The organism is Kitasatospora sp. NPDC085895 (assembly GCF_040702125.1).
Classification (GTDB): domain Bacteria; phylum Actinomycetota; class Actinomycetes; order Streptomycetales; family Streptomycetaceae; genus Kitasatospora; species Kitasatospora arboriphila.
In genome coordinates this window covers 1-25,179 of record NZ_JBFBJY010000098.1, presented here as the reverse complement: position 1 = coordinate 25,179, position 25,179 = coordinate 1, and the positions used below count along the sequence as shown (strand labels likewise).

The window sequence follows — 25,179 nt, the reverse complement described above, 5'->3', positions numbered from 1 at the left end:
GTTTTTTCTTTGTCTTTGTCGCCCACACCTTCTTGAGGAGGCCCGCCGGGGGCGCCCCTCTCGCCGCCCGGGCCCCCCCCCCCGCCGCGTCCGCGGAGACCGCGGGAGGCGCGGTTACTTCTTCTCGGCCAGGCAGAGCACGAACTTGTCGCTGAGCAGCTGCTGGGCCAGGCCCGCGGTGGAGCCCTCGACGTTGCTGCAGGCGTTCGGGTCGAAGGAGTTGTCGACGACCGAGATCACCTTGTAGTTGGCGTCGGCGCTGCCGCAGTCGACGGTGTCGACCTTGGGGTCGTTGTCGCTGCCGGTGACCTTGACGCACTCGCCGGCCTTGGCGTGCACGGGCTTGTCGGCGGCGGCGTAGCCGATGCCGAAGCTGATGCCGAGCTTGACCGCGACGATCAGCACCAGGGTGCCGACACCGATGAGGATCTTCTTGATCGGGCTCTTCTTCGGAGCGAGCACCGCCGCCTGGGCGGCCTGGGCGTACCCGTCGGGCACCTGGCCCGGGGCGGGCTGGCCGTAGTCCTGGGCGGGACCGAAGCCGCCCTGCGCGGACGGGTCGGTGGGGAGGCCCTGGGGCGGCTGCGGGGTCGTCATGGTGTTCCTCGGCTGGGGACGGGTGCTGAATGCACGCGAACGCTACCGAGAGCGACCCCGCCCCGCGCCGAACAATTCGAACAATTGCCGCATAGGCGCACGCTGCGTTATGGATCTGCAACGGAGCACCGCCCCGGGCCGGGAACCTCCGCGGGCCGTCGCGAGTTATGCGCGCTTCGGCCGGGTGACGGCGACCAGCTCGCTGCCGTCCTCGGAGAGGGTCAGCTCGGTGCGCAGCTCGGCGAGCTCGCCGAGGTGATGCAGGTGGGTGCCGCCGCAGAAGATCCGGGCCGGACCCTGCGGGAGCTCGCAGTGCCACTGCCGGCGGGCGGTCAGCTCCGGCCCCGGCACGTCGATGCCGATCGGCGCGTCGGCGGCGACCCAGGCGGCGAGCTGGACGTTGACGGCCTCGGTGAGGGCGGGGATCGCGTCCGCGAGCGCCGGGAAGTCCTCGCCGGCCTCGGTGGTGAAGCCCTTCTTCCGCAGCGACTTGCCGAGCCGGTAGGTGTCGGTGCTGGCCTCGGTGTCCATCACGGAGGTGGCCATCGCGAGGCTGTCGAAGTCGGGGTTGCCGAAGGCGTCACTGCGGCCCGGGTCCTTGCGCCAGCGCGGCGCGAGGGCGGCGTTGAGGGCGAGCGCGAGCAGGTGGCAGCCGCTGTGCGAGGCGGAGAGCAGCGCCCGGCGCCCGGCGTCGACGGCGAGTTCGGCGGTCGCCCCGATCGCGTCGGCGGGCTCCTGCTCGACCACGTGCAGCACCAGCCAGGACCACTCCTCGTCGCCCCGGCGGACGGGGATGTCCGCGCCGACCAGCAGCTCGCCGCCGTCCGGGCCGACCGCGCCGGTCAGGCAGTCCACCACCGGGTGCGCCACGCCGCCGACGGTGAGCGTGCCGAGGTCGGCGGGCTGGTCGGGCCAGGTGTGGTCGAGCGGGTGGAACGGCGTCGCCTCGGTGACGACGGCGTACCGGCCGCCGTCCAGCGGGTGCACGGCCAGCACCGGCGAGGTGCCGGTCACCGCACCGGACGGGAAGCTGACGTGGGTGGTGGCGAGGGTCATGAGGGTGCTCCGGGTACTGCGTGGGGCAGACGGACAGACTGTCCACCCTACCGTCGCGGCCCGGTGCGCCCGCCCGTCCCGGCAGCGGGCGTCCGGCGGCGGGAAGCGCCGGCGGCATCGGGCAGCGGACCGGACACGGCGACGGCCGGCACCCCGGTGCGGGGGCCGGCCGTCCGGGAGCGCGGGTCAGCTCAGCGTCGGCAGCTTGATGAGGACGAGCAGCGCGAGCAGCTGCAGGGCGGCCGCGCCGGCGGCCTTGCCCCAGGGCAGGTCGTGCACCCGGCGGACCATGGTGGTCAGCAGCACGGCGCAGATCAGCCAGGTGATCCAGCCGACCACCTGGACGACCAGGTTGTCGGTGGGCAGGAACAGGGCGAGCAGCAGCCGCGGGGTGTCGCTCGTCCAGCCGATCAGCACGGCCAGGCCGACGGTGGACTGCCACGGGCCGTCACCGCCCAGCTGGCGGGCCAGCGCGTAGGTGACCGCGCCGAGCATGGCGCCGGCCACCGCGAAGCCGATCGCGGCGGCGATCAGCGCCCAGGCCGCGACCGAGAAGGTGGAGTTGACGATGTCGTCGTGGGTGGCGCCCATGCCGAGCACGGCGAGCACGCCGTAGACCAGCGAGACGGTGAGGGCGGGCAGCCAGGCCTGGTGGTCCCGCATCCGGTCGAAGGTGCGGGCGGGCTCGCGGTAGATCCCGACCAGCAGTTCCTTCCAGGTCGGACGCGGCCCGGCGACCCGGGGCGCCACCTGGCCGCCGGCCCGGTAGACCGCGACGTTGTCCTGGGCGCCGTACTGCTCGCCGCCCTGGCCGTAGCCGCCGCCGTCCTGGCCGTAGCCGCCCTGGCCGTACGCGTCCTGCCCGTAGGGGCCCGCGGCGTAGCCGTCCTGCCCGTACGGGTCCTGGCCGACCGGGAAGGCCCGGGTGTGGCCCTGCCGGTCGTCGGGGTACCCGTCGCCGAAGCCCTCGGCGGGACCGCCGGGGTGGCCCGGGACGGGCGCGGTGAAGTACTCGGGCTCCCCCGTGGGCCCGCCGCCCGGCTGCTGCCGCGGCGCCGGGCCGGCGGGCGCGGACCATCCCTGCCGGGGGTCGGCCCCGTGCCCGTTGTCGTATCGATTGCCAGCCACGCCTCGACGGTACCTGCTCGCGCTGACCGGCCGTCGGTTGATCAACGGCCGGGCACCGGATTGCAGCCGTCCTGTGACGAGCGGGGCGGGGAGGCCGCCCGGCCTCCCCGCCCCCGCCCGGATCGGGTCGGGTCCCGTCGGGTCAGCGCTGGGCGCCGATGGTCGGGCCGTGCACGGCGGCCGCGGCGGTCTCGCCGGCCGGGCAGCCGCCGGGGCCCGCGGTGGTGCGGACGGCACCGACCGGCAGCAGGGTGCCGCAGGCGATCCTCAGCCCGCTGGGCAGCTCGTTGTCGGACTCGACGGTCGCGCCGTCGCCGATCACGGTGCCGTCCAGCGAGGTGCGGGCGCCGATGACGGCGTACGCGCCGACGATGGAGTCCTTCACGTAGGCGTCGGCACCGATCACCGCGCCGGGCAGGATCACGCTGCCCTCGACGATCGCGCCGGCCTCGATCTCGGCGCCCTCGGAGACGACGGTGCCGTTGCTGAGCACCGCGCCCGGGTCGACCTGGGCGCCGGGCAGCAGCAGGGCCTCACCGGTCGGGCCGGGCACCGCCGGGGAGTCGACCTTGCCGAGCACCAGGTCGGCGGAGCCGCGGACGAACGCGGCGGGGGTGCCGAGGTCCAGCCAGTACGAGGTGTCGACCACGCCGCGCAGCAGCGCGCCGGTGGCCAGCAGCTCGGGGAAGGTCTCGCGCTCGACGGAGACCTCGCGGCCCGCCGGGATGCGGTCGATCACCGAGCGGGTGAAGACGTAGCAGCCCGCGTTGATCTGGTCGGTGACGATCTGCTCGGGGGTCTCGGGCTTCTCGAGGAACTCCAGCACCCGGCCGTTCTCGTCGGTGGGCACCAGGCCGAAGGCGCGCGGGTCCTCCACCCGGGTGAGGTGCAGGGTGACGTCGGCGCCGGCGGCCACGTGGCCGTCGCGCAGCGCGGCGATGTCGAGGCCGGAGAGGATGTCGCCGTTGAACACCAGGACGGGCTCGTCGGGGCCGCAGGTCAGGCCGGCCGCGGCGTTGCGGATGGCGCCGCCGGTGCCCAGCGGCTCCTTCTCGGTGAGGTAGACCAGCTCGATGCCGTACGGGCTGCCGTCCTGGAAGTGGTCCTCGAAGACCTCGGCGAGGTAGGAGGTGGCGAGAACCACCCGGGTCACCCCGGCCGCGGCCGCCCGTGCCAGCTGGTGGGCGATGAACGGCACGCCCGCGACGGGCAGCATCGGCTTGGGGGTGTGGGTGGTCAACGGGCGCAGCCGGGTGCCCTTGCCACCGACCAGCATGATCGCCTCGGTCATGGTCTGAGCTTCTCCCCTATGTCCGGTACGGGCCCGGCCGTGGTCCTGCCCCGGCCGGTGTCGATCGGTTCGACGCGTGGCTGGTACGGCTCCTCGGGCCTTCCACCAGCGGACCCGCGCACCGCGTGTCCAGCGCCTACTGTATTTCCTCTCGAGGCGGCCCCTGCCGCACGGTCCGCGGTTGTGTCTTCCCGACAAACGGGCCCCGCCGGATCGGCGCGGGTCAGGGCAGCAGCCACCCGGCGGCGGGCTGGGTGCCGGCGGCCCTTCCGCCGCTCCTCCAGAGCTGGGTGACGCGCTCCGCGGGCAGCGCCTGGCTCCAGACCTGCACGTTCGTGAGGGCACCGTCCCACGGGTCGGTCCAGGTGTTCTTCCAACGGGTGCGGCCGATCTGCAGCGGGCCGCCGGCCTGCCAGATCCCCGACACGGAGGTGGTCTGCGCGGGCGCGCCGTTGACGTACAGCCGGATCTGCCTGCTGCCTGCGTCGTACACGCCGGTGAGCATCACCCACTGGCCGGTGGTGGCCTGACCGGTGGAGAACGCCTGGCGGCTGGTGCCGTCGTCGCCGCCGGCCGCGGTCTGCACCTTGAACACCCACTGGTCGTGGCTGCCCCAGTAGTCGCGGCCCAGGTAGAAGGAGTAGTAGCTGCCGCTGCCCTGGGTCACCACGGCGCGCGCGCCGGTGGCCGCGTCGTTCCGCACCACCGCGGAGACGGTGAAGCTCTTCGAGGTGTCGACGACGGCGGCGGAGGTCTGCGCCCAGCCGTCGGCGCTGCCGTGCAGCAGCAGCGCCGGGCCGGTGTGGCCGGGGGCGGTGCCGAGGACGGCGCCCGGGGCGAGGGCCGCGGGGCGGGCGCCGCGGACGTCGTCGAGGCGGGTGGGTGCCGGCGCGGGGGCGGTGGACCCGGCCGCGGAGGGGCCGGCCGACGCGGAGGCGGACGGCGGGGCGGAGGGCGCCGCCGAGGCGCTCGGGACGACGCTGGGAGGGCCGTCGACGGCCACGGTGGCGGGAGCGGTGGGTTCCGCGGTCCGCGGCCCGTCGGGGCCGTCCTGGCGCAGCAGGAGGGCGGCGGCGACCACGCCCGCCACGGCCAGCACGCCGGCCACCGCGCCACCGGTCATCAGCAGCCTGCGGCGGCGTTGCCGCCGTTCGTTGGACTCGGCGAGCGCGGCCCAGTCGGGTGTCGGGCTGCCGGGCGGCGCGATGCCCACCGGGGGCAGGTACGCGGGCCTCGCTTCCCCCGCCGGTCCCGCCCCCGCCCCTGCCGGTCCGGTGCCGCCCGGGCCACCCCCGGGTATGCCGCCGCCGATGTGCGCTGTGCCCCCGCCGTCGCTCATGGGCGCTCATGCTAGGACACCCGCCGGGGCCGGACGCGTCCCGGCCCCGTGCGCCGCGGGGGCGTACGGGGCCGGGACGGGGTGCCGTGACGGGTCAGGCCTGGACGGTCTCCGGCTCGGGCTCGACCGGCTGGGCCTTGACGGAGTCGAGCAGCAGCTGGGCCACGTCGACGACCTTCAGGTGCTCCTTGGCAGCGCCCTCGTTCTTCTTGCCGTTGACCGAGTCGGAGAGCATGACGAGGCAGAACGGGCAGGCGGTGGAGACGATGTCCGGGTTGAGGGACAGCGCCTCGTCGACGCGCTCGGTGTTGATGCGCTTGCCGATCCGCTCCTCCATCCACATCCGCGCGCCGCCGGCGCCGCAGCAGAAGCCGCGCTCCTTGTGGCGGTGCATCTCCTGCTGGCGCAGGCCCGGGACCTTGTCCATGATCTCGCGCGGCGGGCTGTAGACCTTGTTGTGGCGGCCCAGGTAGCACGGGTCGTGGTAGGTGATCAGGCCCTCGACGGGGTTGACCGGGATCAGCTTGCCCTCGTCGATGAGGTGCTGCAGCAGCTGGGTGTGGTGGATGACCTCGAAGTGCCCGCCGAGCTGCGGGTACTCGTTGGCGATGGTGTTGAAGCAGTGCGGGCAGGTGGCCACGATCCGCTTGACCGGGGCGTCCTCCAGCGCGGCGTTCAGCGTCTCGACGTTCTGCGCGCCGAGCATCTGGAAGAGGAACTCGTTGCCGAGACGGCGGGCGGAGTCACCGGTGCAGGACTCCTCCTTGCCGAGGATCGCGAACTTCACGCCCGCGGTGTGCAGCAGCTCGGCGAAGGCCTTGGTGGTCTTCTTGGCGCGGTCCTCCAGGGCGCCGGCGCAGCCGACCCAGTAGAGGTACTCGACCTCGGCGGGCTCGATGTCCTGACCGATCACCGGCACCTCGATGCCGGTCTCCTTCTTGAGCTCCTTGACCCAGTCGAGGCGCGCCTTGGTGGCCATGCCCCACGGGTTGCCCTTGTTCTCCAGGTTCTTGAGCATCGTCCCGGCCTCGGTCGGGAAGGAGCTCTCGATCATGACCTGGTAGCGGCGCATGTCGACGATGTGGTCGATGTGCTCGATGTCGACGGGGCACTGCTCGACGCAGGCGCCGCAGGTGGTGCAGGACCACAGCACGTCCGGGTCGATGACACCGCCCTCCTCGGCGGTGCCGATCAGCGGACGCTCGGCCTCGGCGAGGGCCTCGGCGCTCACGCCGGCGAGCTGCTCGGCGGTGGCCTTCTCGTCGCCCTCCACGGACTTGCCGCCGCCGGCGAGCAGGTAGGGGGCCTTGGCGAAGGCGTGCTCGCGCAGGCTCATGATGAGCAGCTTCGGCGAGAGCGGCTTGCCGGTGTTCCAGGCGGGGCACTGCGACTGGCAGCGACCGCACTCGGTGCAGGTGGAGAAGTCGAGGATGCCCTTCCAGGAGAAGTGCTCGACCTGGGAGACGCCGAAGACGGCGTCGTCGGCCGGGTCCTCGAAGTCGATCGGCTGGCCGCCGCTGGTCATCGGGCGCAGGGCGCCGAGCGCGGTGCCGCCGTCCTCCTCGCGCTTGAAGTAGATGTTGAAGAAGGCGAGGAAGCGGTGCCAGGCCACGCCCATCGACGGGTTGATGCCGATGGTGATCGCCCACGCGAAGGAGATGCAGATCTTCAGCATCGCGAAGACGTAGATCAGGTTGACCAGCGTGCCGTGGGCGACGCCGTCGAAGGCGGCGACGATCGGGTACGAGACCAGGTACGTCGGGTCGTAGGAGTCGACGCCCTCCAGGGCGCCCTCCAGACCGCGCAGCATCATGATGCAGATGCCGATGCCGAGGATCGTGTACTCGACGTAGAAGGCCTGCCAGGCGATGGAGCCGGCGAAGCGGGACTTGCGGCCGGAGCGGGACGGCAGGCTGAGCAGCCGGATCACGATCAGGGTCGCGATGCCCAGGGTGGTGAGCGTGCCGATCAGCTCGACGAAGATGTTCCAGGGCAGCCAGTGACCGATGACCGGCAGCGCGAACTCGGCGTCGAAGAGCTGGCCGAAGGCGTTCACCAGGGTGAGCACCAGGGAGAAGAAGCCGACGGCCACGAACCAGTGGGCGACGCCGACGACGCCCCACTGGTTCATCCTGGTGTGGCCGATGAACTCGGTGGCGACGGTCTTCACCCGCTTGGCGGGCTGTCCGAAGCGGGTGGTGTCGACCTGTCCGGTCCGGACGACCTTGTAGATGTACGCGGCCGCCCGGGCGGCGAGCGCAGTGCCGATCACAGTGGTGACCAGCGAGATGACGATCGCTGCTAGCTGCATCGGCTCTCCGTCTCCAGCGGCTGGTGTCTAGGGGTCGCCCCAGTGTACTGGGCGGTAACTTAGCGACCCAACGCCCGGACCCTACCGCTCCGTAGCACTTGTTCAGAAGACGCTCAAGGTATGGCGGCAGTCACTAAGGACATACTCACCCATCCGGACGCCCCGGACGGCGACCGGCACCCGGCCCGCGCCCGGTCCACGCCCGACCGCCGCCTTCCGCCGCCCGCGCAGCAAAGTTGAGCGACACCGACTCATGGCTGTTGACGGTCCCCGAACCGTCAGGCATGCTTGAGCCCGTAACGCTCAACTCTCCCGTGGAGGTATCTACGATGGCACGCGCGGTCGGCATCGACCTCGGTACGACGAACTCCGTCGTCAGCGTTCTTGAGGGCGGTGAGCCCACGGTCATCACCAACGCCGAGGGCGCTCGGACCACGCCGTCCGTCGTCGCCTTCGCCAAGAACGGCGAGGTCCTGGTCGGTGAGGTCGCCAAGCGCCAGGCGGTCACCAACGTGGACCGGACGATCCGGTCGGTCAAGCGCCACATGGGCACCGACTGGAAGATCAACCTGGACGGCAAGGACTTCAACCCCCAGCAGATCTCCGCCTTCATCCTGCAGAAGCTGAAGCGCGATGCGGAGTCGTACCTGGGCGAGACGGTCACCGACGCCGTCATCACCGTCCCGGCGTACTTCAACGACTCCGAGCGCCAGGCCACCAAGGAGGCCGGCGAGATCGCGGGCCTCAACGTCCTGCGCATCGTCAACGAGCCGACCGCCGCCGCCCTGGCGTACGGCCTCGACAAGGACGACCAGACCATCCTGGTGTTCGACCTCGGCGGCGGCACCTTCGACGTCTCCCTGCTGGAGATCGGCGACGGCGTCGTCGAGGTGAAGGCCACCAACGGCGACAACCACCTCGGCGGTGACGACTGGGACCAGCGCGTCGTCGACCACCTGGTGAAGACCTTCCAGGCCGGCCACGGCGTCGACCTGTCCAAGGACAAGATGGCCGTCCAGCGCCTCCGCGAGGCGGCCGAGAAGGCCAAGATCGAGCTGTCCTCCTCCTCGGAGACCTCGATCAACCTGCCCTACATCACGGCCTCCGCCGAGGGCCCGCTGCACCTGGACGAGAAGCTCACCCGGGCCCAGTTCCAGCAGCTGACCGCGGACCTGCTCGAGCGCTGCAAGCACCCGTTCCACAACGTCATCAAGGACGCCGGCATCGCGCTGTCCGAGATCGACCACGTGGTCCTGGTCGGCGGCTCGACCCGCATGCCCGCCGTCGCCGAGCTCGTCCGCGAGCTGACCGGCGGCAAGGACGCCAACAAGGGCGTCAACCCGGACGAGGTCGTCGCCATCGGCGCGTCCCTCCAGGCCGGTGTCCTCAAGGGCGAGGTCAAGGACGTCCTGCTGCTCGACGTCACCCCGCTGTCCCTCGGCATCGAGACCAAGGGCGGCATCATGACCAAGCTGATCGAGCGCAACACCACGATCCCGACCAAGCGCTCCGAGATCTTCACCACGGCCGAGGACAACCAGCCGTCCGTGCAGATCCAGGTCTACCAGGGCGAGCGCGAGATCGCGGCGTACAACAAGAAGCTCGGCATGTTCGAGCTGACCGGCCTGCCGCCGGCGCCGCGCGGCCTGCCGCAGATCGAGGTCACCTTCGACATCGACGCCAACGGCATCATGCACGTGGCCGCGAAGGACCTCGGCACCGGCAAGGAGCAGAAGATGACCGTCACCGGCGGCTCCTCGCTGCCGAAGGACGAGGTCGACCGCATGCGCCGCGAGGCCGAGCAGTACGCGGACGAGGACCACAAGCGCCGTGAGGCCGTGGAGACCCGCAACCAGGGCGAGCAGCTCGTCTACTCGACCGAGAAGTTCATCGCCGACAACGCCGACAAGCTGCCCGCCGACGTCAAGACCGAGGTCGAGACCGCCATCGGCGAGCTCAAGGAGGCGCTGAAGGGCGAGGACATCGCGGCGATCCGCGAGGCCACCGAGAAGGTCTCCACCACCGCCCAGAAGCTCGGCGCCGCGCTCTACGCGCAGGCCGACGCCGCCGGTGCGGCCGGTGCCGGCGAGTCCGCCGGCGCCAAGGAGGACGACGTGGTCGACGCCGAGATCATCGACGACGAGAAGCCCAAGGGCGGTGCCGCATGACGGAGAAGGCGCAGGGCGGCGAGCCCGGCGACGACTCCGCCGCGGAGGAGGCCGTCCTCAAGGCCGCCGAGGAGGCCGTCGCGGCCGCCGACGAGCTCGCCGCCGCCAAGCGCGAGGCGGGCGAGCGCACCGCGGACCTGCAGCGCCTGCAGGCCGAGTACCAGAACTACCGCAAGCGGGTCGAGCGCGACCGGCTGACGGTCCGTGAGATCGCCGTCTCCAACATCCTGGAGTCGCTGATCCCCGTCCTGGACGACATCGGCCGGGCCCGCGAGCACGGCGAGGTGACGGGCGGCTTCAAGTCGGTCGCCGAGTCGCTGGAGACCGTGGTCGCCAAGCTGGGCCTGCAGCAGTTCGGCAAGGAGGGCGAGTCCTTCGACCCGACGCTGCACGAGGCGCTGATGCACAGCTACTCCTCGGACGTCACCGAGGACACCTGCGTGCAGATCCTCCAGCCGGGCTACCGGATCGGCGAGCGGATCATCCGCCCGGCGATGGTCGCGGTCGCGGAGCCCCAGCCGGGCACCCAGACCACCTCCGCCCCGGACGCCGACAAGCCGGAGTCCGCCAAGGGTGACGGTGCGGCGGACAGCTGACAATCTGTGCGCTGCGGAGTCGTACGCCGACCTCGTCGGGGTGCGACTCCGCAGCGCCGTTCAGACACGTTTCGGGAGGTGGCGGCAGCCATGAGCACCAAGGACTACGTGGAGAAGGACTACTACAAGGTCCTCGGCGTGCCCAAGGACGCCACCGCAGCCGAGATCAAGAAGACGTACCGCAAGCTGGCCCGCGAGTTCCACCCGGACGCCAACAAGGGTGACGCCAAGGCCGAGGAGCGGTTCAAGGACATCTCCGAGGCGTACGACGTCCTGTCGGACGAGAAGCGCCGCAAGGAGTACGACGAGGCCCGCAGCCTGTTCGGCAACGGGGGCTTCCGTCCCGGCGGCGCCGGCGGCAACTACAACTTCGACTTCGGCGACCTGTTCTCCGGCTCCGGCGGCGGCGGGGGCGGCGGCATCGGCGACGTCTTCGGCGGCCTGTTCAACCGCGGCGGCCGGCAGGCCCAGCCGCGGCGCGGCGCCGACGTCGAGACCGAGGTGACGCTCTCGTTCACCGAGGCGGTGGACGGCGCGACCGTCCCGCTGCGGATGACCAGTCAGGCCCCGTGCCGCGCCTGCGCCGGCACCGGCGCGAAGACCGGCACCACCCCGCGGGTCTGCCCGACCTGCGTCGGTGCGGGCACCGTCAGCCGCGGCCAGGGCGCCTTCGCCCTCTCCGACCCGTGCCGCGACTGCAAGGGCCGCGGCATGATCGTCGACGACCCCTGCACGGTGTGCCACGGCAGCGGCCGCGCCTCCTCGGCCCGGACGATGCAGGTGCGCATCCCGGCCGGGGTGCAGGACGGCCAGCGGATCCGCCTCAAGGGCAAGGGCGCCCAGGGCGAACGCGGCGGCCAGCCGGGCGACCTCTACGTCAGCGTGCACGTGGACGCCCACCCGGTGTTCGGCCGCAAGGCCGACAACCTCACGGTGACCGTGCCGGTCACCTTCCCCGAAGCGGCCCTCGGCGGGACGATCGAGGTCCCGACCCTCAACGGGCCCGCGGTGAAGCTCAAGCTGCCGGCCGGCAGCGCCAACGGCCTCACCCTCCGGGCCCGGGGCAAGGGCGCCACCCGCAAGGACGGCACCCGCGGCGACCTCCTGGTCACCGTCGAGGTCGTCGTCCCCAAGCACGTCACCGGAGACGCGCTGAGCGCACTGGAGCAGTACCGCGAGGCCACCGCCTCGGACGACCCGCGTGCCGCCCTCTTCCAGGCGGCGGAGGGAGCGTGACCAGATGACGACCCCCGACAGTCCGATCGGCCCGGGCCTCGGCGAGGGCCTTCCCGGCTCGGCGCCGCGCCGCCCCCGCGGCACCCCGGCGCCGCAGTACGTGCTGACCGAGGACACCCCGGTGTACGTGATCTCGGTGGCCGCGGAGCTCTCCGGCCTGCACCCGCAGACCCTGCGCCAGTACGACCGGATCGGCCTGGTCTCCCCGGACCGCACGGCCGGCCGGGGCCGGCGCTACTCGGCCCGGGACATCCAGCAGCTGCGCGAGGTCCAGCGCCTCTCCCAGGACGAGGGCATCAACCTGGCCGGCATCAAGCGGATCATCGAGCTGGAGAACCAGGTCGCCGCGCTCCAGGCCCGCGTGGCGGAGCTCGCCGACGCCCTCGACGGGGCCGCCACCGCCATCCAGCAGCGGGAGGCGGCGGTGCACGCCTCCTACCGCCGCGACCTGGTGCCGTACCAGCAGGTCCAGCAGTCCAGTGCGCTGGTGGTCTGGCGTCCCAAGCGCTGACCGGACCCGAGGGGTCTCCCAGGCCGCCGGTTCCCTCCTCCCGGGGGGTGCCGGCGGCCTGCTGTCGGATGAGACAGTGCGGTACTCCACCGTGCACGGGCGGCGGGAATGTCCGGCGCGGGGGCTCCCCGCAGCTCCGGGGCGCCTATGATCCCCGGAGAAGCGGTACCGGCCGCGCCGCACCGGTTTGACCGATGGCAAGGAGCCTGATGAGTGAGACCGACGAACCGGGCCTCACCCCACGCGGGCTGGGCGTCCTGTCGAGCGAGGCCCGCCAGCTCTACCGCAACGTCCTGAAGTCGCACGGCCGGGTCTCCCCCGACCTGGAGGCCCCGGAGGGCGGCAAGGCCCTGGACGAGCTGCTCGACATCGGACTGCTCGTGCCGGACACCGACGACCCGGCGGTGCTGGTGGCCGTCGACCCCGAGCAGCTGTCGGCCCGGCTGACCAGCCTGTGGCAGCGCAAGGCGCTCGACCTGCTGCAGCGGGCGGTGGCCCTGCCGGCCGACCTCCAGGACCTCGCCGAGGACTTCCGCACCCCGCGCAAGGCGGGCGGGATCATCGAATACGTCCACGGCAAAGTGCTGATAAACCAGCGGCTGGGCCAGCTCGTCAGCGGGTGCTCCGAGGAGATGCTGGCGGCCCAGCCGGGCGGCCCCCGCCCGCCGGAGGCGCTGGCGGGAGTCATCGCCCGGGATCTGGAAACTCTGCGCCGCGGCGCGACCATTCGGACGATCTACCATCCGAGCACCCGGTATCACGCGCCCACCCGCGACTATGTCGCCTCGATAACCGCGGCCGGCGGGCGGGTCCGAACGCTGGACGAGCCCTACACCAGATTGATCGTGATCGATCGGCGCACCGCGGTGATCCCGGTGGTAGACGATCTCAACTTGGCCGCGTTCATTCACGATCAGGCCGTCATCAGCTACCTGATCGAGGAGGTCTTCGAGCGGAACTGGAGTCGGGCCCTGGATTTTGACGGCTCACCGACAGTTCCACCCCAGGTGGTTTCCCGGCTGCGGCAGACGATCATCGATCTGATGCTCAAGGGAATCAATCACCGCGTCATCGCCCGGCGCCTGGGCATCAGCGAGCGCACGCTCGCCCGCCACATCGCGGAGATGCGCGAGGACTACCAGGTGGAGTCGCTCTTCCAGCTCGGCTGGGTGCTCGCCCGCTCGGCGAAGGAGTCACCGGCCGACCAGGCCGACTTCGGCTGACGGTCGGACCCCGGGCGCCCCGTCCCGCCCGGGAGCAGTACCCTCGCCGCCCGTCAGGTCCAGGCGGAGTCGTCCAACAGCAACAGCGAGCCCGTCCTGGCCTGCACGGTCTCCGTCGCGGCCGCCTGGTCGGCGTGCACGCTGCGGAGTGTCCAGGCGCTGTCGGCCGCAGCCGGATTACTACCCGTCAATATCGCCGCACCCATGACAACTGGCACGACGGCAAGCCGAACAAACCGGCGCATACGAGACATTGCGACCGATCCCTCCTCTGGGAATGCCTACCGAGTGAATAGAGAAGTCTCGAACATTGGCCCAAATCATGCCGCAAGAGCACGCTCGGTGTCACGATCGGCGCATTCCCGCGGGTGCGTCATCTCGCTGCCAGGCAGCCATATGACACCACGTGCCGGTGGACTTGTCGGTCACGAACGTTGGACGATCAGCACGGTCACACCACATCCGCGGCGCCCGAGCAGCCACGACGGCACCGCCCCGACCACACCACAGCGGAACTCGCCTCGGGGCGAGCCCGGACGCCAATCGCTCGCCGGACGCCAGACCAGCCAGCGGCCAATCCCCGGAGTCGACATGAGTGAGCCCTACCTGCGCCATCGCACCGCCCAGGCCTCCGAGGGCCGGCGCGCACGGGTCTTCCTGGCCGCACCGCTGATGCGGCTCACCGGCCCGGCCGACAGCGTGGTGACCCTGGCCAGCCGCACCCGGCTGACCACCCTGCGGACGACCCTGCTGCGCAGTGGCGCGGCCGTGTACAGCGCCCACCACAGCGACGCCTGGACGATCGCCGGCCGCGCCCCCGAGCCCCGGGTGCCCTCCGACTTCCGGGCGCTGCAGACCGCCGACCTGGTCTTCGCGTACGTCGGCGCGCCGCTGTCGGCCGGTGTCAGCCTGGAGCTGGGCTGGGCCTCGGCGCTGCGCAAGCCGATCGTGCTGCTGGTGGACGAGGCGATCACGCACAACCCGCTGATCGCCACCATCGAGCAGGTCGCGCCGGTGCTGCCGCTGGTGTTCGACGACGGCTGGTCGCAGGACGCCCTGCAGCACACCGTGGAGACGGCGCTGGACTGGGCCGGCATGGCGCTCTCGCTGCGCGAGGGCTTCTGGACGGCCCCCGGCGAGCAGTTCCCGGTGCCGCGGCAGTCCAAGGGCGACTCGTTCGGCTACTGGTCCCCGGGGATCGCCACCGGCTGACGCGGCGTCACTCCGGCCGCTCCTCGGGCGCGTCGGCGCGCATCTGCCAGCCGAGCTGGAAGAGCGTCTCGGCGCCGTACAGCTCGCGCAGCCGGGCGATGTGCGCGGCCACGGTGCGCTCGCCGAGCCCGAGCCGGCTCGCGACCGTCCGCTGGGTCAGCCCCTGCGCCAGCAGCCGGCCGACCTGCTCGTGCACCGGGATGCCCTTGCCGTCCTGCGGGGCGGTGCGCCACTGCACCCGCTCCGCGCGCTCCCAGTCGCGCTCGAAGACGCCGACCAGGTAGCCGACCACCGCCGGGTCCTCGACGAAGGCCGCGCTGCTGTTGTCGGCCGCGGCGGGGAGCACCGCGATCCGGCGGTCGAAGATCAGCATCCGGGTGAAGGGCTCGGCGAGGATGCGGAACCGGGCGCCGAGCTCGGTCAGTTCGGCCGCGTAGTCGGCCGTCGCCTCGTCCAGCCGCGCGCCCGGGTGGTAGACGGTGCGCAGCGTGGCCCCGCGGGCCAGGAAGGCCCGGGCGCGGTCCCGGCCGGCCGCCAGGTGCCCGGCCGGGCGGGCACCGCCGGGCTGGAGCGCCAGCCCCTCCTCGCGGGCGTCCGCCTCCAGCTGCAGGAGGCGGTGCCGGATCTGGCCGAAGCCGTGGACGTGCTGGACCTCGCCGGTGCGGTCGACCCGGGGCGGGGTGGCGTCGTAGGCCTGGGCCAGGTCCTCCAGCGCGCCGGGCATCTGCTCCGCCCGGATCAGCATCCGGGTGCCGGCCGACCGCAGGCCGGCGCTGAGCCGGTCGCTGACCGTCCTGGGGTTCACCGCGGTGAGCGAGGCGTCCTCGGCGTGGTGCACCAGGAATCCCAGCTCGACCAGCCGGAGCACCGCCTCCGGGTTCTCCGCGAGCGCGTCGCGGAACATCACCCGGCCGCCCTGGGCCAGGACCGCCCGGTAGAGGGCCCGCTCCTCCTCGTTCGGGAGCGCTCCCGTGCCGTCGTCAGCCATGCCGCTCTCCCCGCTGTGACCGTCCCATGGAGATAGAGCGCTCGCGAGCGGAAAACGTCACAGGACATGTCATCCGCGGCGGTGCCGTCCGCGTCCGGTCAGTCACGGCGGCTCCCCCGCATCAGCCAGCCGAGCTGGAAGAGGGTCTGGGCACCGTACTTCTCGCGCAGCCGGGAGATGTGTCCGGCGACGGTGCGCTCGCTGAGCCCGAGCCGGGTGGCGACGGCCCGCTGGGTGAGCCCCTGGGCGAGCAGCCGGCCGACCCGGTTGGCGGCGGAGGCGGCGACGGCGGGGGTGTCGACCTCGGCCCACTGGACGACGTCGGCCCGGGCCCAGTCCCGTTCGAAGGTCTTGACCAGGAAGGCGACGGCCGCCGGGTCGGAGATGAAGGCGGCGCGGCTGTAGTCGTCGGCGGCGGGGACGACGGCGACCGCGCGGTCGATGATCAGCATCCGCTCGAAGGACTCGTCGAGGACGCGCAGTCCGGCGCCCTGCTCGGTGAGCTCGGCGGCGTAGCCGAGCGTCCACGGCTCGGCGAGGACCTGCGGCTGGTAGAGGGTGCGCATCCGGGCGCCGCGCTGCACCAGGGCGAGGTCCTGGGGCCGGGCGAGGGTGATGGTGGCCGGCTGCCGGGGGCCGGGCTGGGCGGTGAGCATCTCCTGCTTGCAGTCGGAAACGAGTTCGGCGATCCGGTGGCGGATCCGCTCGCGGCCGTCGACGTAGGTGGCGCGCTGCGGGTCGTCCGCCTGCCGGGGGAGCGAGTCGTACGCCCGGGTGAGCGGGTCGAGGTCGGCAGGGAGGCGTTCGGCCCGCCAGAGCAGGTCCGCGGCGGCGGAGCGCATCTCCGAGCCGATCCGCTCGCCCACGGCGCGCGGGCTGACCGCCACGTAGGCGCCGTCGATCGGATTGGGCACCAGCAGGCCGACCCGGACGAGCTGGTCGACCGCGGCGCGGTCCTGCTCGGGGACGGTGGACAGCGGAATCCGCCCGCCTCGGGCGAGCACGGCGAGGTAGAGCCCGCGTCCCGCCTCGTCGGGCAGTCCGGAGCCCCGGTCCGTCGGTTCCGCAGCCACCTGGAAGTCTCCCTGCCGAACTTTCCCCTCAGTGTCGGATCATGATCTCAACAAGTTCGGATCGGGAGGGATTCGGTACCCCTTTTCGACGCGTCCCCCGGCCGGCGCGCACGGAGCGCGCGGGCCGGGGGACCCGTCATGTCACGCCGTTGCCGAAGGCGCTTCCGGCGAGGCGGAGCAGCAACGCCTCGCCGAGTCCGGTTCCGGGGGCCATCACCACACATGGCGTCCCGGCCGGCGCTCTTCCCCCCGCGGCAGCGGCGCGGACGCACCACCACCCACACTGAAGAGCAAGTCACCGTCCCTCGGGCTGCGGTTGCCCGGACGGCTGGCGTGGTTCCACCCTCACAGCGTGACGGCCGAGTCACAAGTGGCCACCGCCTGCAGGTTTCCGCAAGTGCATGAACTTGCAGTCTCCGGCCCGCGCGGCGGAACGGAAATCTCCGGTCCGGTCGACATCGGGTGTCCGCCCGGGGTGCGGTGCCCACCAAACGTCCATTCGGCGTCCCTGAGCCCTCCACACGGCCGATCCCCCCCTGCGGGGGAATTCGCGCGGCAGCGCGCCGCCGGGCGCCGGATCGTACCCGCGAACGGGGCCGCGGCGCTGCCAGGCGGCTCCGACCTGGGCGGCGACCTCCGGATGGCACCGCGTGCCACCGACTTCCGGACGCCTCTCCGAATGCCGGGTAAAGGCCGACACGGGATTCGTGCACCGAGCATCTCCGGGCGGATTACCGCCGTCCGCTCCGGCCGCCCCGGAACGCCGCCGCGGGATAACCGCAATTCGCGGACCGGTGTGTTCCGCGCCACGCCGCCGAAGTGCGCCGCGGCCGGCCGGACCGGCCCGGCGTTCAGGGATTCCGCACGGGCTCCGGGGCGCCGGCCGCCGCCGGACGGGGTGCCGCACCCGCCCGGAGGGTCGCCGGGAGCGCGGCCGCCGTGCGCACGGCCGCCACCGCCCAGGCGGCGAGCAGCAGGGCGTACAGGGCCGCGGACAGCCCGGCGAAGCCGCCGAAACCGGTGTGCCGGGCCAGTGCCGCCGCCCCGGTCACCAGGGTGCCCACCGGGAAGGTGAAGGCCCACCAGGTCATCGCGAAGGGCATCCCGGACCGCAGGGCCCGCACGTTCGCGGCCACCGCCGGGACGAGCCACAGCAGGGCGAAGCCGAGCACCGCCACCCCGTACAGCACCGACAGGGCCCGGCCCGGCCCGGCGAGCGCCGGGGCCGCCGTGCGCGCGGCGTCGGCCAGCCCGCCCGCCGCGGTGGTCGACTGGCCGAGCGGGCCGAGCACCAGGAAGAGCGACGGGGTGAGCACCGGGGCGAGCCGCCCGTGCACCAGGCCGGCGAACACCACCGGCAGCACCAGCGCCACACCGAACAGGCCGGCGCCGAACAGGCCGCAGCCGGCGTACAGCAGCACGGGCCGCCAGGGCTCCGGCAGGTGCGGGACGAGCGCCGAGCCCGCGGAGGCGGCGACCAGCGGAGCGACCGCGGGCAGCAGCCAGGTCGGGTTGGCCTCGCGGGCCGGGATCCGGTGCCGGGTGATCATCAGGTACGGGACGCCCGCGGCGACGGCGACCGCGTACAGGGCGCCGGCGCACCAGAGCACCAGGTCGGCGGTGACCGCGGCGCGGGTGCCGAGGACGGGGGCGCCCGCCACCAGGGTGGCGTGCCCCACGGCCAGCAGCGCCATCGGCGGGCAGCCCTGGAAGACGGCGGTGGCCGGCTCGTCCAGCAGCTGCGCGCGGACGGCGCCGGGGTGCCGGACCAGCTGCACCGCCCGGGCCGCCGCCACGGCCGCCAGCGCGGCCACCGCCACCAGCCAGACGGCCGCCGCGAAGCCCGTCCGCCCGGGCGGGCCCACCGGGACGGCGGTCGCGCCGGTGGCGACGATCGCGGTGCCCATCACCGCCGCGTACCAGTTCGGACCGAGCCGGCCGAGGCCGGGCCGCGCGGGAGCGCCCGTCCGGTCGGTGCTCCGGTGGCCGGCGGGCGGCGCGGGGGCGGCCGGCGGCGCGGGGGCGGCCGGCGGCGCTGCCGGGGCGGGGGCGGGGTGCGGTGCGGTGGTGAGGGTGGGCATGGCAGCAGCCTCCGCCGCGGGCGGTCCGGCCGGTAGCCGTCCACGATCTATGAGGACATAACCTGGCTCTATGCCTCTCTCGTCGCGGGTCCCCGACATCGGCGCCCTGGAGCTGCTGCTGGCGGTCGCCCGGCTGGGCAGCGTCGGACGGGCCGCCGCCGAACTCGGGGTGAGCCAGCCCGCCGCGAGCGCCCGGATCCGCGGGATGGAACGGCAGATCGGCGTCGCCCTGCTGGAGCGCTCGCCGCGCGGCTCGCGGCCCACCGAGGCCGGGCTGCTGGTGGTCGAGTGGGCCCGCAACGTGGTCGAGGCGGCCCAGGCCCTGGATGCCGGGATCGACGCGCTGCGCGGCCGCCGGGACGCCCGGCTGGTGGTGGTGGCGAGCCTGACCGTGGCCGAGTACCTGATGCCCGGGTGGCTGCTGGCGCTGAACGAGGTCAGCCCGGACACCGCGGTGACGCTGCGGACGGCGAACTCGGCCGACGTGGCGGCGCACGTCCTGGCGGGCGACGCCGACCTCGGCTTCGTGGAGGGCTCGGGCACCCCGCCCGGGCTGGCCGGCGCGGTGGTGGCCGCCGACCGGCTGGTCGTGGTGGTGGCGCCGGAGCACCCCTGGGCCCGTCGCCGCGGACCGGTCACCGCCACCGAGCTGGCGGCCACCCCGCTGGTGCTGAGGGAGCCCGGCTCAGGCACCCGCGAGGTGCTGGACCAGGCGCTCGCCCCGCACGGCGGGACGGCGCCGCCCCGCCTGGAGCTGGCCTCCTCGACCGCCCTGAAGGCGGCCGCGATGACCGGCGCCGGCCCGGTCTGCCTCTCCGAACTGGCCGTGGTCGAGGAGCTGGCGACCCGGCGCCTGGTGGCCGTCCCGGTGGAGGGGCTCGACCTGCACCGGCCGCTGCGGGCGGTCTGGCCGGTCGGACGCCGGCCCGCCGGCCCCGCCCGGCTGCTGCTGGGCCTGACCAGGGAGCCCGTCCGGCGGGGATGAACAACGGGTGACGGGACCGGTACCCACTGGACCGGGGAAGGTTGAGCGGAATAGACTCAACTTACTGGATGCTGTACGAGGCAGACTCGATGCCCGAACGGAAGGAGCACGCCACCAGTGGATGCCGGCAAGTTCACCAGCAAGACGCAGGACGCCCTGTCCGCCGCGATCCGGCAGGCCAGCGCCGCAGGACACCCGGACGTCAAGCCGGTGCACGTCCTGCTGGCGCTGCTGGAGCAGCCGGAGGGCATCGCCCGACCGCTGCTGGAGGCCGTCGGAGCGGACCCGGCGAAGGTCGCCGCCGCCGCCCGCCAGCAGTTCGCCGCCCTGCCCAGCGCACAGGGCTCCACCGTCGCCGCGCCGCAGCTGGCCCGCGACACCCTCGCCGTCCTCCAGGAGGCGGGCAAGCGCGCCACCGACCTGGACGACCAGTACCTGTCCACCGAGCACCTGATGGTCGGCCTCGCCGCCGAGGGCGGCACCGTCGCCGAACTGCTGAAGCAGAACGGCGCCACCCCCAAGGCCCTGCTGGCGGCGTTCAAGGACGTCCGCGGCAGCGCCCGGGTCACCTCGGCCGACCCGGAGGGCACCTACAAGGCGCTGGAGAAGTACGGCACCGACCTCACCAAGGCCGCCCGCGACGGCAAGCTCGACCCGGTCATCGGCCGGGACACCGAGATCCGCCGGGTCGTCCAGGTGCTGTCCCGCCGCACCAAGAACAACCCGGTGCTGATCGGCGAGCCCGGCGTCGGCAAGACCGCCGTCGTCGAGGGCCTCGCCCAGCGGATCGTCGCCGGCGACGTGCCCGAGTCGCTGCGCGGCAAGCGGCTGGTCGCGCTCGACCTCTCGGCGATGGTGGCCGGCGCGAAGTTCCGCGGCGAGTTCGAGGAGCGCCTGAAGGCCGTCCTGAGCGACATCAAGGACAGCGACGGCCAGGTCATCACCTTCATCGACGAGCTGCACACCATGGTCGGCGCGGGCGCCGGCGGCGACTCCGCGATGGACGCCGGCAACATGCTCAAGCCGATGCTCGCCCGCGGCGAGCTGCGGATGGTCGGCGCGACCACCCTCGACGAGTACCGCGAGCGGATCGAGAAGGACCCGGCGCTGGAGCGCCGCTTCCAGCAGGTCATGGTCGGCGAGCCCTCGGTCGAGGACACCATCGCCATCCTGCGCGGCCTCAAGGGCCGCTACGAGGCCCACCACAAGGTGGAGATCTCGGACGCGGCGCTGGTCGCCGCGGCCACCCTCTCGAACCGCTACATCACCGCCCGCTTCCTGCCGGACAAGGCCATCGACCTGGTCGACGAGGCCGCCTCCCGGCTGCGCATGGAGATCGACTCCTCGCCCGTCGAGATCGACGAGCTCCAGCGCTCCGTCGACCGGCTGCGGATGGAGGAGCTGGCGCTGGAGAAGGAGTCCGACCCGGCCTCGGTGGACCGCCTGGCCCGGCTGCGCCGCGACCTCGCCGACAAGCAGGAGCACCTGAGCGTGCTCACCGCCCGGTGGGAGCAGGAGAAGAAGTCCCTCAACCGGGTCGGCGAGCTCAAGGAGCGCCTGGACGACCTCCGCGGCGCCCTCGAACGGGCCCAGCGCGACGGCGACTTCGAGCGCGCCTCCAAGCTGATGTACGCCGAGATCCCGGCCGCCGAGCGCGAGCTCGCCGAGGCGCAGGACCGCGCCGCGGACGAGCCGAACGCCACCATGGTCAAGGAGCAGGTCGGCCCGGACGACGTCGCCGACGTGGTCGCGTCCTGGACGGGCATCCCGGCCGGCCGCCTGATGGAGGGCGAGAGTGCCAAGCTGCTGCGGATGGAGGAGGAGATCGGCCGCCGCCTGATCGGCCAGGCCGAGGCCGTCGCCGCGGTCTCGGACGCGGTGCGCCGCACCCGCTCCGGCATCGCCGACCCGGACCGCCCGACCGGTTCCTTCCTCTTCCTGGGCCCCACCGGCGTCGGCAAGACCGAACTCGCCAAGGCGCTCGCCGACTTCCTCTTCGACGACGAGCGGGCGATGGTCCGCATCGACATGAGCGAGTACGGCGAGAAGCACTCGGTCTCCCGGCTGGTCGGCGCCCCGCCCGGGTACGTCGGCTACGAGGAGGGCGGTCAGCTCACCGAGGCCGTCCGGCGCCGCCCGTACAGCGTGGTGCTGCTGGACGAGGTGGAGAAGGCCCACCCCGAGGTCTTCGACGTCCTGCTGCAGGTGCTGGACGACGGCCGGCTCACCGACGGCCAGGGCCGCACGGTCGACTTCCGGAACGCGATCCTGATCCTGACCTCGAACCTGGGCAGCCAGTTCCTGGTCGACCCGGCCACGCCGGAGGAGCGCAAGAAGGAGCTCGTCCTGGAGACGGTCCGCACCGCCTTCAAGCCGGAGTTCCTCAACCGCCTCGACGACATCGTGGTCTTCGAGCCGCTGGGCACCGACGAGCTCAGCCGGATCGTCGACCTGCAGGTGTCCCGGCTCGCCGACCGGCTGCGCGACCGCCGGCTCAGCCTGGAGGTCACCCCGGCCGCCCGCGACTGGCTGGCCCTCACCGGCTACGACCCGGCCTACGGCGCCCGGCCGCTGCGCCGCCTGGTGCAGTCGGCGATCGGCGACCGGCTGGCGAAGGAGATCCTCTCCGGTCGGGTGCACGACGGCGACACCGTGCTGGTCGACCGGGACGAGGAGCCCGACCGGCTCTCGGTCGGGCCGAAGCCCTCGCTGGTCAAGTGATCCGCCGCCGGCCGGGCCCGCCCCGGCCGGCCCGGGTCAGGCGCCGACGACCCGGCCGAGCTGCGCCGCCTGCTCGGCGACCGACGCCCGGTAGGCCGCCAGCCGCTCCTGGTTGGCGTCGATCAGCTGCCGCTGGTAGCCGGCCAGGGCGGCGAACCAGATCCCGGCCAGGTTGCCGGCCGCGGTGCAGCGTTCGTCCGCGGTGGCCGCGGCCAGTTCCTCGGCGGTCGGCCGGCCGGGGCCGTGGTAGCGGGCCACCAGGCCGTCCGGGGTGGTGTCGGCGAAGCCCGCGTCCCGCATGCAGGCCGACCACGCCCGGGTGGCCGCGACCACCCGGGCGTCCCGGCCGGTCGCCTCCAGCGACCGCCCGAACAGCGCGTCCACCAGCTCGGACCCGGCGGTGTCGGTCGGCCGGACGGCGGTCAGCGCCTTCTTCACGCACCCCTGGGCCGCCGCGCCCTCCGCCTCGGAGGCCGGCGGCCTCGGCGTGCGCACCGGGGCCGCCGCGGTCGGGCCGTGGAAGCCCTGGACGGCGGCCACCTCGGCCCGCAGGTAGCCGAAGGCCCCGGCCGGCAGCGCCGACGCGTCGGGGACCTCGCCACCGCCGTCCAGCGCGTCGTCCCCGGTGAACCCCGCCCAGCCGGCCGCGTGCATGCAGTCGGCGGTCAGCGCGCGGACGGCCTGCTCCCGGCGGGCGTTCTGCTCGCGGTCCGACCCGTACGCCGACAGCGGCAGGGCCAGCATCCCCTCGCGCCCCGACGGCGGGGCGGTCGGTGTTCCGAGGGCCGGCGGGGTGAGCGCCGGGGCGGGCGTGCCGCCCCCTCCCGCGCCGCAGCCGGCGAGCGCGAGCAGCGCCAGCGCCGCCGCGGCGGACCGCCGCCCGGCGGCCGCCCTCACGGCCGCGCCCCGCTCCCCCGGGCCTCTCCCGCGCCGTCGCGTTTGGCCCGGGCCAGCCGGTGCAGCTCGGCCCGCTGGGCCTCCGACAGCTGCCAGGTGTGCGCGAGCAGCCGCAGCGTCGAGATCCGCGGGCAGGAGACCCCGCGTTCCAGATCGCGGATGGACCGCACGCTCATGCCGGACGCCGCACCCAGTTCCTCCTGGGTCATCCCGCGGTCCAGCCGGAGGCTGCGCAGCAGCGTCCCCAACCGGTCCTGCGGCGCCCCCGCCCCGAAATCCCCCACCGTACGACTCCTCGTCAGTCGACGCACCCAACCGGACGTCCGGCGGCCGCACTTGTCGCCGCCGGGAGGGTTGCACCGCAAACTAACCGCCGCCGTGGCGGGCGGCAACGCGTTCAGATCCGCCATCGCGTGACATGAATCACTCAAGAATCTGGTTTGTCCGTACCGACCGGTCGTTCTGCCGTTCAACGTCCTGACAACCACCTGGCCCGGCCGACGGGCCGGTTGCCACACTCCCGTCCGCCACGACCGTCGGCCGGCCCGTCCGGCCCAGCACAGGAACGGTGACCGCAATGACACGCCGATGGAAGCAGGCCGCCCTCACTGCGGCGGCCGCAGCGGCCCTCGTCCTCGCCCTGCCCGCGACCGGGGCCTCGGCGATCAACCGGGTCAGCTGCAACGGACGGACGGACTTCGTCAACATCTACAACTACGGGTGGTCCGGGCACCTGTGCTTCGCCAACGCGGGCTACGCCGACGTGACCATCTACAAGGTCGACAACATCTACTCCGGCAACAACCTGCTGTACTACTACACCAGCGTGAACGGCGGGGTGACCCGCCACCTCGACCCGTGGACCTGGGAGGACGACCACTACTACGACAACGGCGCGGAGGGCACCGTGCGCTGGCTGCAGATCTTCTGACCAGGGCGACCGTTCGGCGGCGGACCGCCCCGCCGCCGCCCGGGAGGCCCTGTGCCCGCGGGCCCGGATGAGGCAGGATGGGACATGGAGGCGGTCTCTCATCGCCGACCACTCCCCGTGCTGTGAGATTGAGGACCCCATGAGCATCGACCCGTCGTCCATCCCGTCGTTCGGCGCGCCCCAGCCGCCGCAGGGCGGCCAGCCCGGCGGCGCCCCGGCCGGCCCTCCGCCGGTGATCGTGCCGGACCAGAACCTGGTCGCCCAGCTGCTCGACCAGATGCAGCTGAAGCACGTCGTCGACGATGACGGTGACCTCACCGCTCCCTGGGAGGGCTTCCGCGTCTACTACATGTTCCGCGGCGACCAGAAGGAGCTCTTCGCGGTCCGCGCCTTCTACGACCGCGCGTACGAGCTGGAGCGCAAGGGCGAGATCCTCGACCTCGTCGACGAGTGGAACCGCGAGACCCTCTGGCCGAAGGTCTACACCCACACCCACGAGGACGGCGTCGTCCGCCTGATCGGCGAGTCCCAGATGATCGTCGGCACCGGTGTCAGCCTGGAGTACTTCGTGACCACCACCGCGAACTGGACCCAGGCCTCCGTCGGCTTCGAGCAGTGGATGATCGAGCGCCTCGGCCTCCAGGGCGACATCGAGGAGGGCGACAAGCCCGAGGACGGCGGCGAGGACGCCTGATCCCGCCAGGTCCGCGGTCGGGCCCGCCCCCCCGGCCCCCGGGGGGGGGGCCCCGGGGCGGCCCCGCGGCCCCCCCGCGCCGGTACAGGTCGTCGAACGCGGCCCGGTCGAGCCGTGCCGCGCCCGGCTGCGGCGGGTTCC

General features: G+C 73.1%; 22 protein-coding genes. 10 read left to right on the top strand and 12 right to left on the bottom strand.

All coding sequences use genetic code 11. From position 1 onward, the window contains the following. Positions 1-114: 114 nt before the first annotated feature. The 6 genes from AB0442_RS36560 to AB0442_RS36535 all read right to left on the bottom strand — a co-directional run bounded on the left by AB0442_RS36560 (position 115) and on the right by AB0442_RS36535 (position 7,722). Entirely contained in the window at positions 115-597 is a 483-nt protein-coding gene (locus tag AB0442_RS36560) for a hypothetical protein (protein ID WP_366167864.1), read from the bottom strand. 165 nt (positions 598-762) lie between these two features. Further along, positions 763-1,653, bottom strand: coding sequence for a metal-dependent hydrolase (locus AB0442_RS36555; RefSeq protein WP_363548888.1), 891 nt, complete (start codon positions 1,651-1,653; stop codon positions 763-765). Between the two features lie 186 nt (positions 1,654-1,839). Then, positions 1,840-2,781 carry a Yip1 family protein gene (locus tag AB0442_RS36550; RefSeq protein WP_366167863.1) on the bottom strand — a complete coding sequence of 314 codons (942 nt, stop codon included), beginning with the start codon at positions 2,779-2,781 and terminating at the stop codon, positions 1,840-1,842. A gap of 142 nt (positions 2,782-2,923) precedes the next feature. Further along, positions 2,924-4,072 (bottom strand): NDP-sugar synthase, encoded by a 1,149-nt coding sequence (locus tag AB0442_RS36545; RefSeq protein ID WP_363548884.1) that lies wholly within the window; start codon positions 4,070-4,072, stop codon positions 2,924-2,926. Positions 4,073-4,295: 223 nt separating this feature from the next. Next, positions 4,296-5,285, bottom strand: a complete 990-nt coding sequence (locus AB0442_RS36540; RefSeq protein ID WP_366167862.1) for a LamG domain-containing protein — start codon at positions 5,283-5,285, stop codon at positions 4,296-4,298. A 220-nt stretch (positions 5,286-5,505) separates the two neighbouring features. Then, on the bottom strand, positions 5,506-7,722 hold the full coding sequence (locus AB0442_RS36535) for a (Fe-S)-binding protein (RefSeq protein ID WP_363548880.1): 2,217 nt from the start codon (positions 7,720-7,722) through the stop codon (positions 5,506-5,508). 329 nt (positions 7,723-8,051) lie between these two features. Between AB0442_RS36535 and dnaK the strand changes: the two genes are divergently transcribed. From dnaK to AB0442_RS36510, 5 genes are all read left to right on the top strand, one after another. Then, the gene (gene dnaK / locus AB0442_RS36530) at positions 8,052-9,890 is read left to right on the top strand and encodes a molecular chaperone DnaK (protein ID WP_363548878.1); all 1,839 of its coding nucleotides are present in this window, start codon (positions 8,052-8,054) and stop codon (positions 9,888-9,890) included. Beyond that, complete coding sequence (grpE, locus tag AB0442_RS36525) at positions 9,887-10,486, top strand: nucleotide exchange factor GrpE (RefSeq protein WP_363548876.1); 600 nt, start codon at positions 9,887-9,889, stop codon at positions 10,484-10,486. The genes dnaK and grpE overlap by 4 nt, the downstream gene beginning before the upstream one ends. A gap of 90 nt (positions 10,487-10,576) precedes the next feature. Further along, positions 10,577-11,722, top strand: a complete 1,146-nt coding sequence (gene dnaJ / locus AB0442_RS36520; RefSeq protein ID WP_366167861.1) for a molecular chaperone DnaJ — start codon at positions 10,577-10,579, stop codon at positions 11,720-11,722. 4 nt (positions 11,723-11,726) lie between these two features. Continuing rightward, the gene (locus AB0442_RS36515; RefSeq protein ID WP_363548872.1) at positions 11,727-12,233 is read left to right on the top strand and encodes a helix-turn-helix domain-containing protein; all 507 of its coding nucleotides are present in this window, start codon (positions 11,727-11,729) and stop codon (positions 12,231-12,233) included. A 209-nt stretch (positions 12,234-12,442) separates the two neighbouring features. Further along, entirely contained in the window at positions 12,443-13,456 is a 1,014-nt protein-coding gene (locus AB0442_RS36510) for a helix-turn-helix domain-containing protein (RefSeq protein ID WP_363548871.1), read from the top strand. Between the two features lie 53 nt (positions 13,457-13,509). Here the strand turns inward: AB0442_RS36510 and AB0442_RS36505 are convergent, their stop codons facing one another. Continuing rightward, the gene (locus tag AB0442_RS36505) at positions 13,510-13,647 is read right to left on the bottom strand and encodes a hypothetical protein (protein ID WP_366167860.1); all 138 of its coding nucleotides are present in this window, start codon (positions 13,645-13,647) and stop codon (positions 13,510-13,512) included. A gap of 400 nt (positions 13,648-14,047) precedes the next feature. On the opposite strand from AB0442_RS36505, the gene AB0442_RS36500 reads away from it, so the two are divergent. After that, a complete protein-coding gene (locus AB0442_RS36500; protein WP_344624598.1) occupies positions 14,048-14,668 on the top strand; it encodes a hypothetical protein in 621 nt (206 codons plus the stop codon). 7 nt (positions 14,669-14,675) lie between these two features. On the opposite strand, the gene AB0442_RS36495 is transcribed toward AB0442_RS36500, so the two are convergent. From AB0442_RS36495 to AB0442_RS36485, 3 genes are all read right to left on the bottom strand, one after another. Next, on the bottom strand, positions 14,676-15,656 hold the full coding sequence (locus AB0442_RS36495) for a LuxR family transcriptional regulator (protein ID WP_366167859.1): 981 nt from the start codon (positions 15,654-15,656) through the stop codon (positions 14,676-14,678). Between the two features lie 98 nt (positions 15,657-15,754). Further along, entirely contained in the window at positions 15,755-16,729 is a 975-nt protein-coding gene (locus AB0442_RS36490; RefSeq protein ID WP_366167858.1) for a LuxR C-terminal-related transcriptional regulator, read from the bottom strand. Between the two features lie 851 nt (positions 16,730-17,580). Continuing rightward, entirely contained in the window at positions 17,581-18,810 is a 1,230-nt protein-coding gene (locus AB0442_RS36485; RefSeq protein WP_366167857.1) for a C4-dicarboxylate ABC transporter, read from the bottom strand. A 70-nt stretch (positions 18,811-18,880) separates the two neighbouring features. On the opposite strand from AB0442_RS36485, the gene AB0442_RS36480 reads away from it, so the two are divergent. After that, a complete protein-coding gene (locus tag AB0442_RS36480) occupies positions 18,881-19,795 on the top strand; it encodes a LysR family transcriptional regulator (protein ID WP_366167856.1) in 915 nt (304 codons plus the stop codon). Between the two features lie 117 nt (positions 19,796-19,912). Further along, complete coding sequence (gene clpB / locus AB0442_RS36475; RefSeq protein ID WP_366167855.1) at positions 19,913-22,516, top strand: ATP-dependent chaperone ClpB; 2,604 nt, start codon at positions 19,913-19,915, stop codon at positions 22,514-22,516. A gap of 36 nt (positions 22,517-22,552) precedes the next feature. Here the strand turns inward: clpB and AB0442_RS36470 are convergent, their stop codons facing one another. Both AB0442_RS36470 and AB0442_RS36465 read right to left on the bottom strand, forming a co-directional pair. Beyond that, positions 22,553-23,413, bottom strand: a complete 861-nt coding sequence (locus tag AB0442_RS36470; protein WP_366167854.1) for a hypothetical protein — start codon at positions 23,411-23,413, stop codon at positions 22,553-22,555. Further along, the gene (locus AB0442_RS36465) at positions 23,410-23,697 is read right to left on the bottom strand and encodes a helix-turn-helix transcriptional regulator (protein ID WP_366167853.1); all 288 of its coding nucleotides are present in this window, start codon (positions 23,695-23,697) and stop codon (positions 23,410-23,412) included. Before AB0442_RS36465 ends, AB0442_RS36470 begins: the two co-directional genes overlap by 4 nt. Before the next feature lie 293 nt (positions 23,698-23,990). Here AB0442_RS36465 and AB0442_RS36460 point away from each other — a divergent pair, with 293 nt between their 5' ends. After that, positions 23,991-24,344, top strand: coding sequence for a beta/gamma crystallin domain-containing protein (locus AB0442_RS36460; RefSeq protein ID WP_344622127.1), 354 nt, complete (start codon positions 23,991-23,993; stop codon positions 24,342-24,344). Positions 24,345-24,483: 139 nt separating this feature from the next. Further along, positions 24,484-25,038, top strand: a complete 555-nt coding sequence (locus AB0442_RS36455; RefSeq protein ID WP_344622128.1) for a YbjN domain-containing protein — start codon at positions 24,484-24,486, stop codon at positions 25,036-25,038. Positions 25,039-25,179 lie beyond the last annotated feature (141 nt).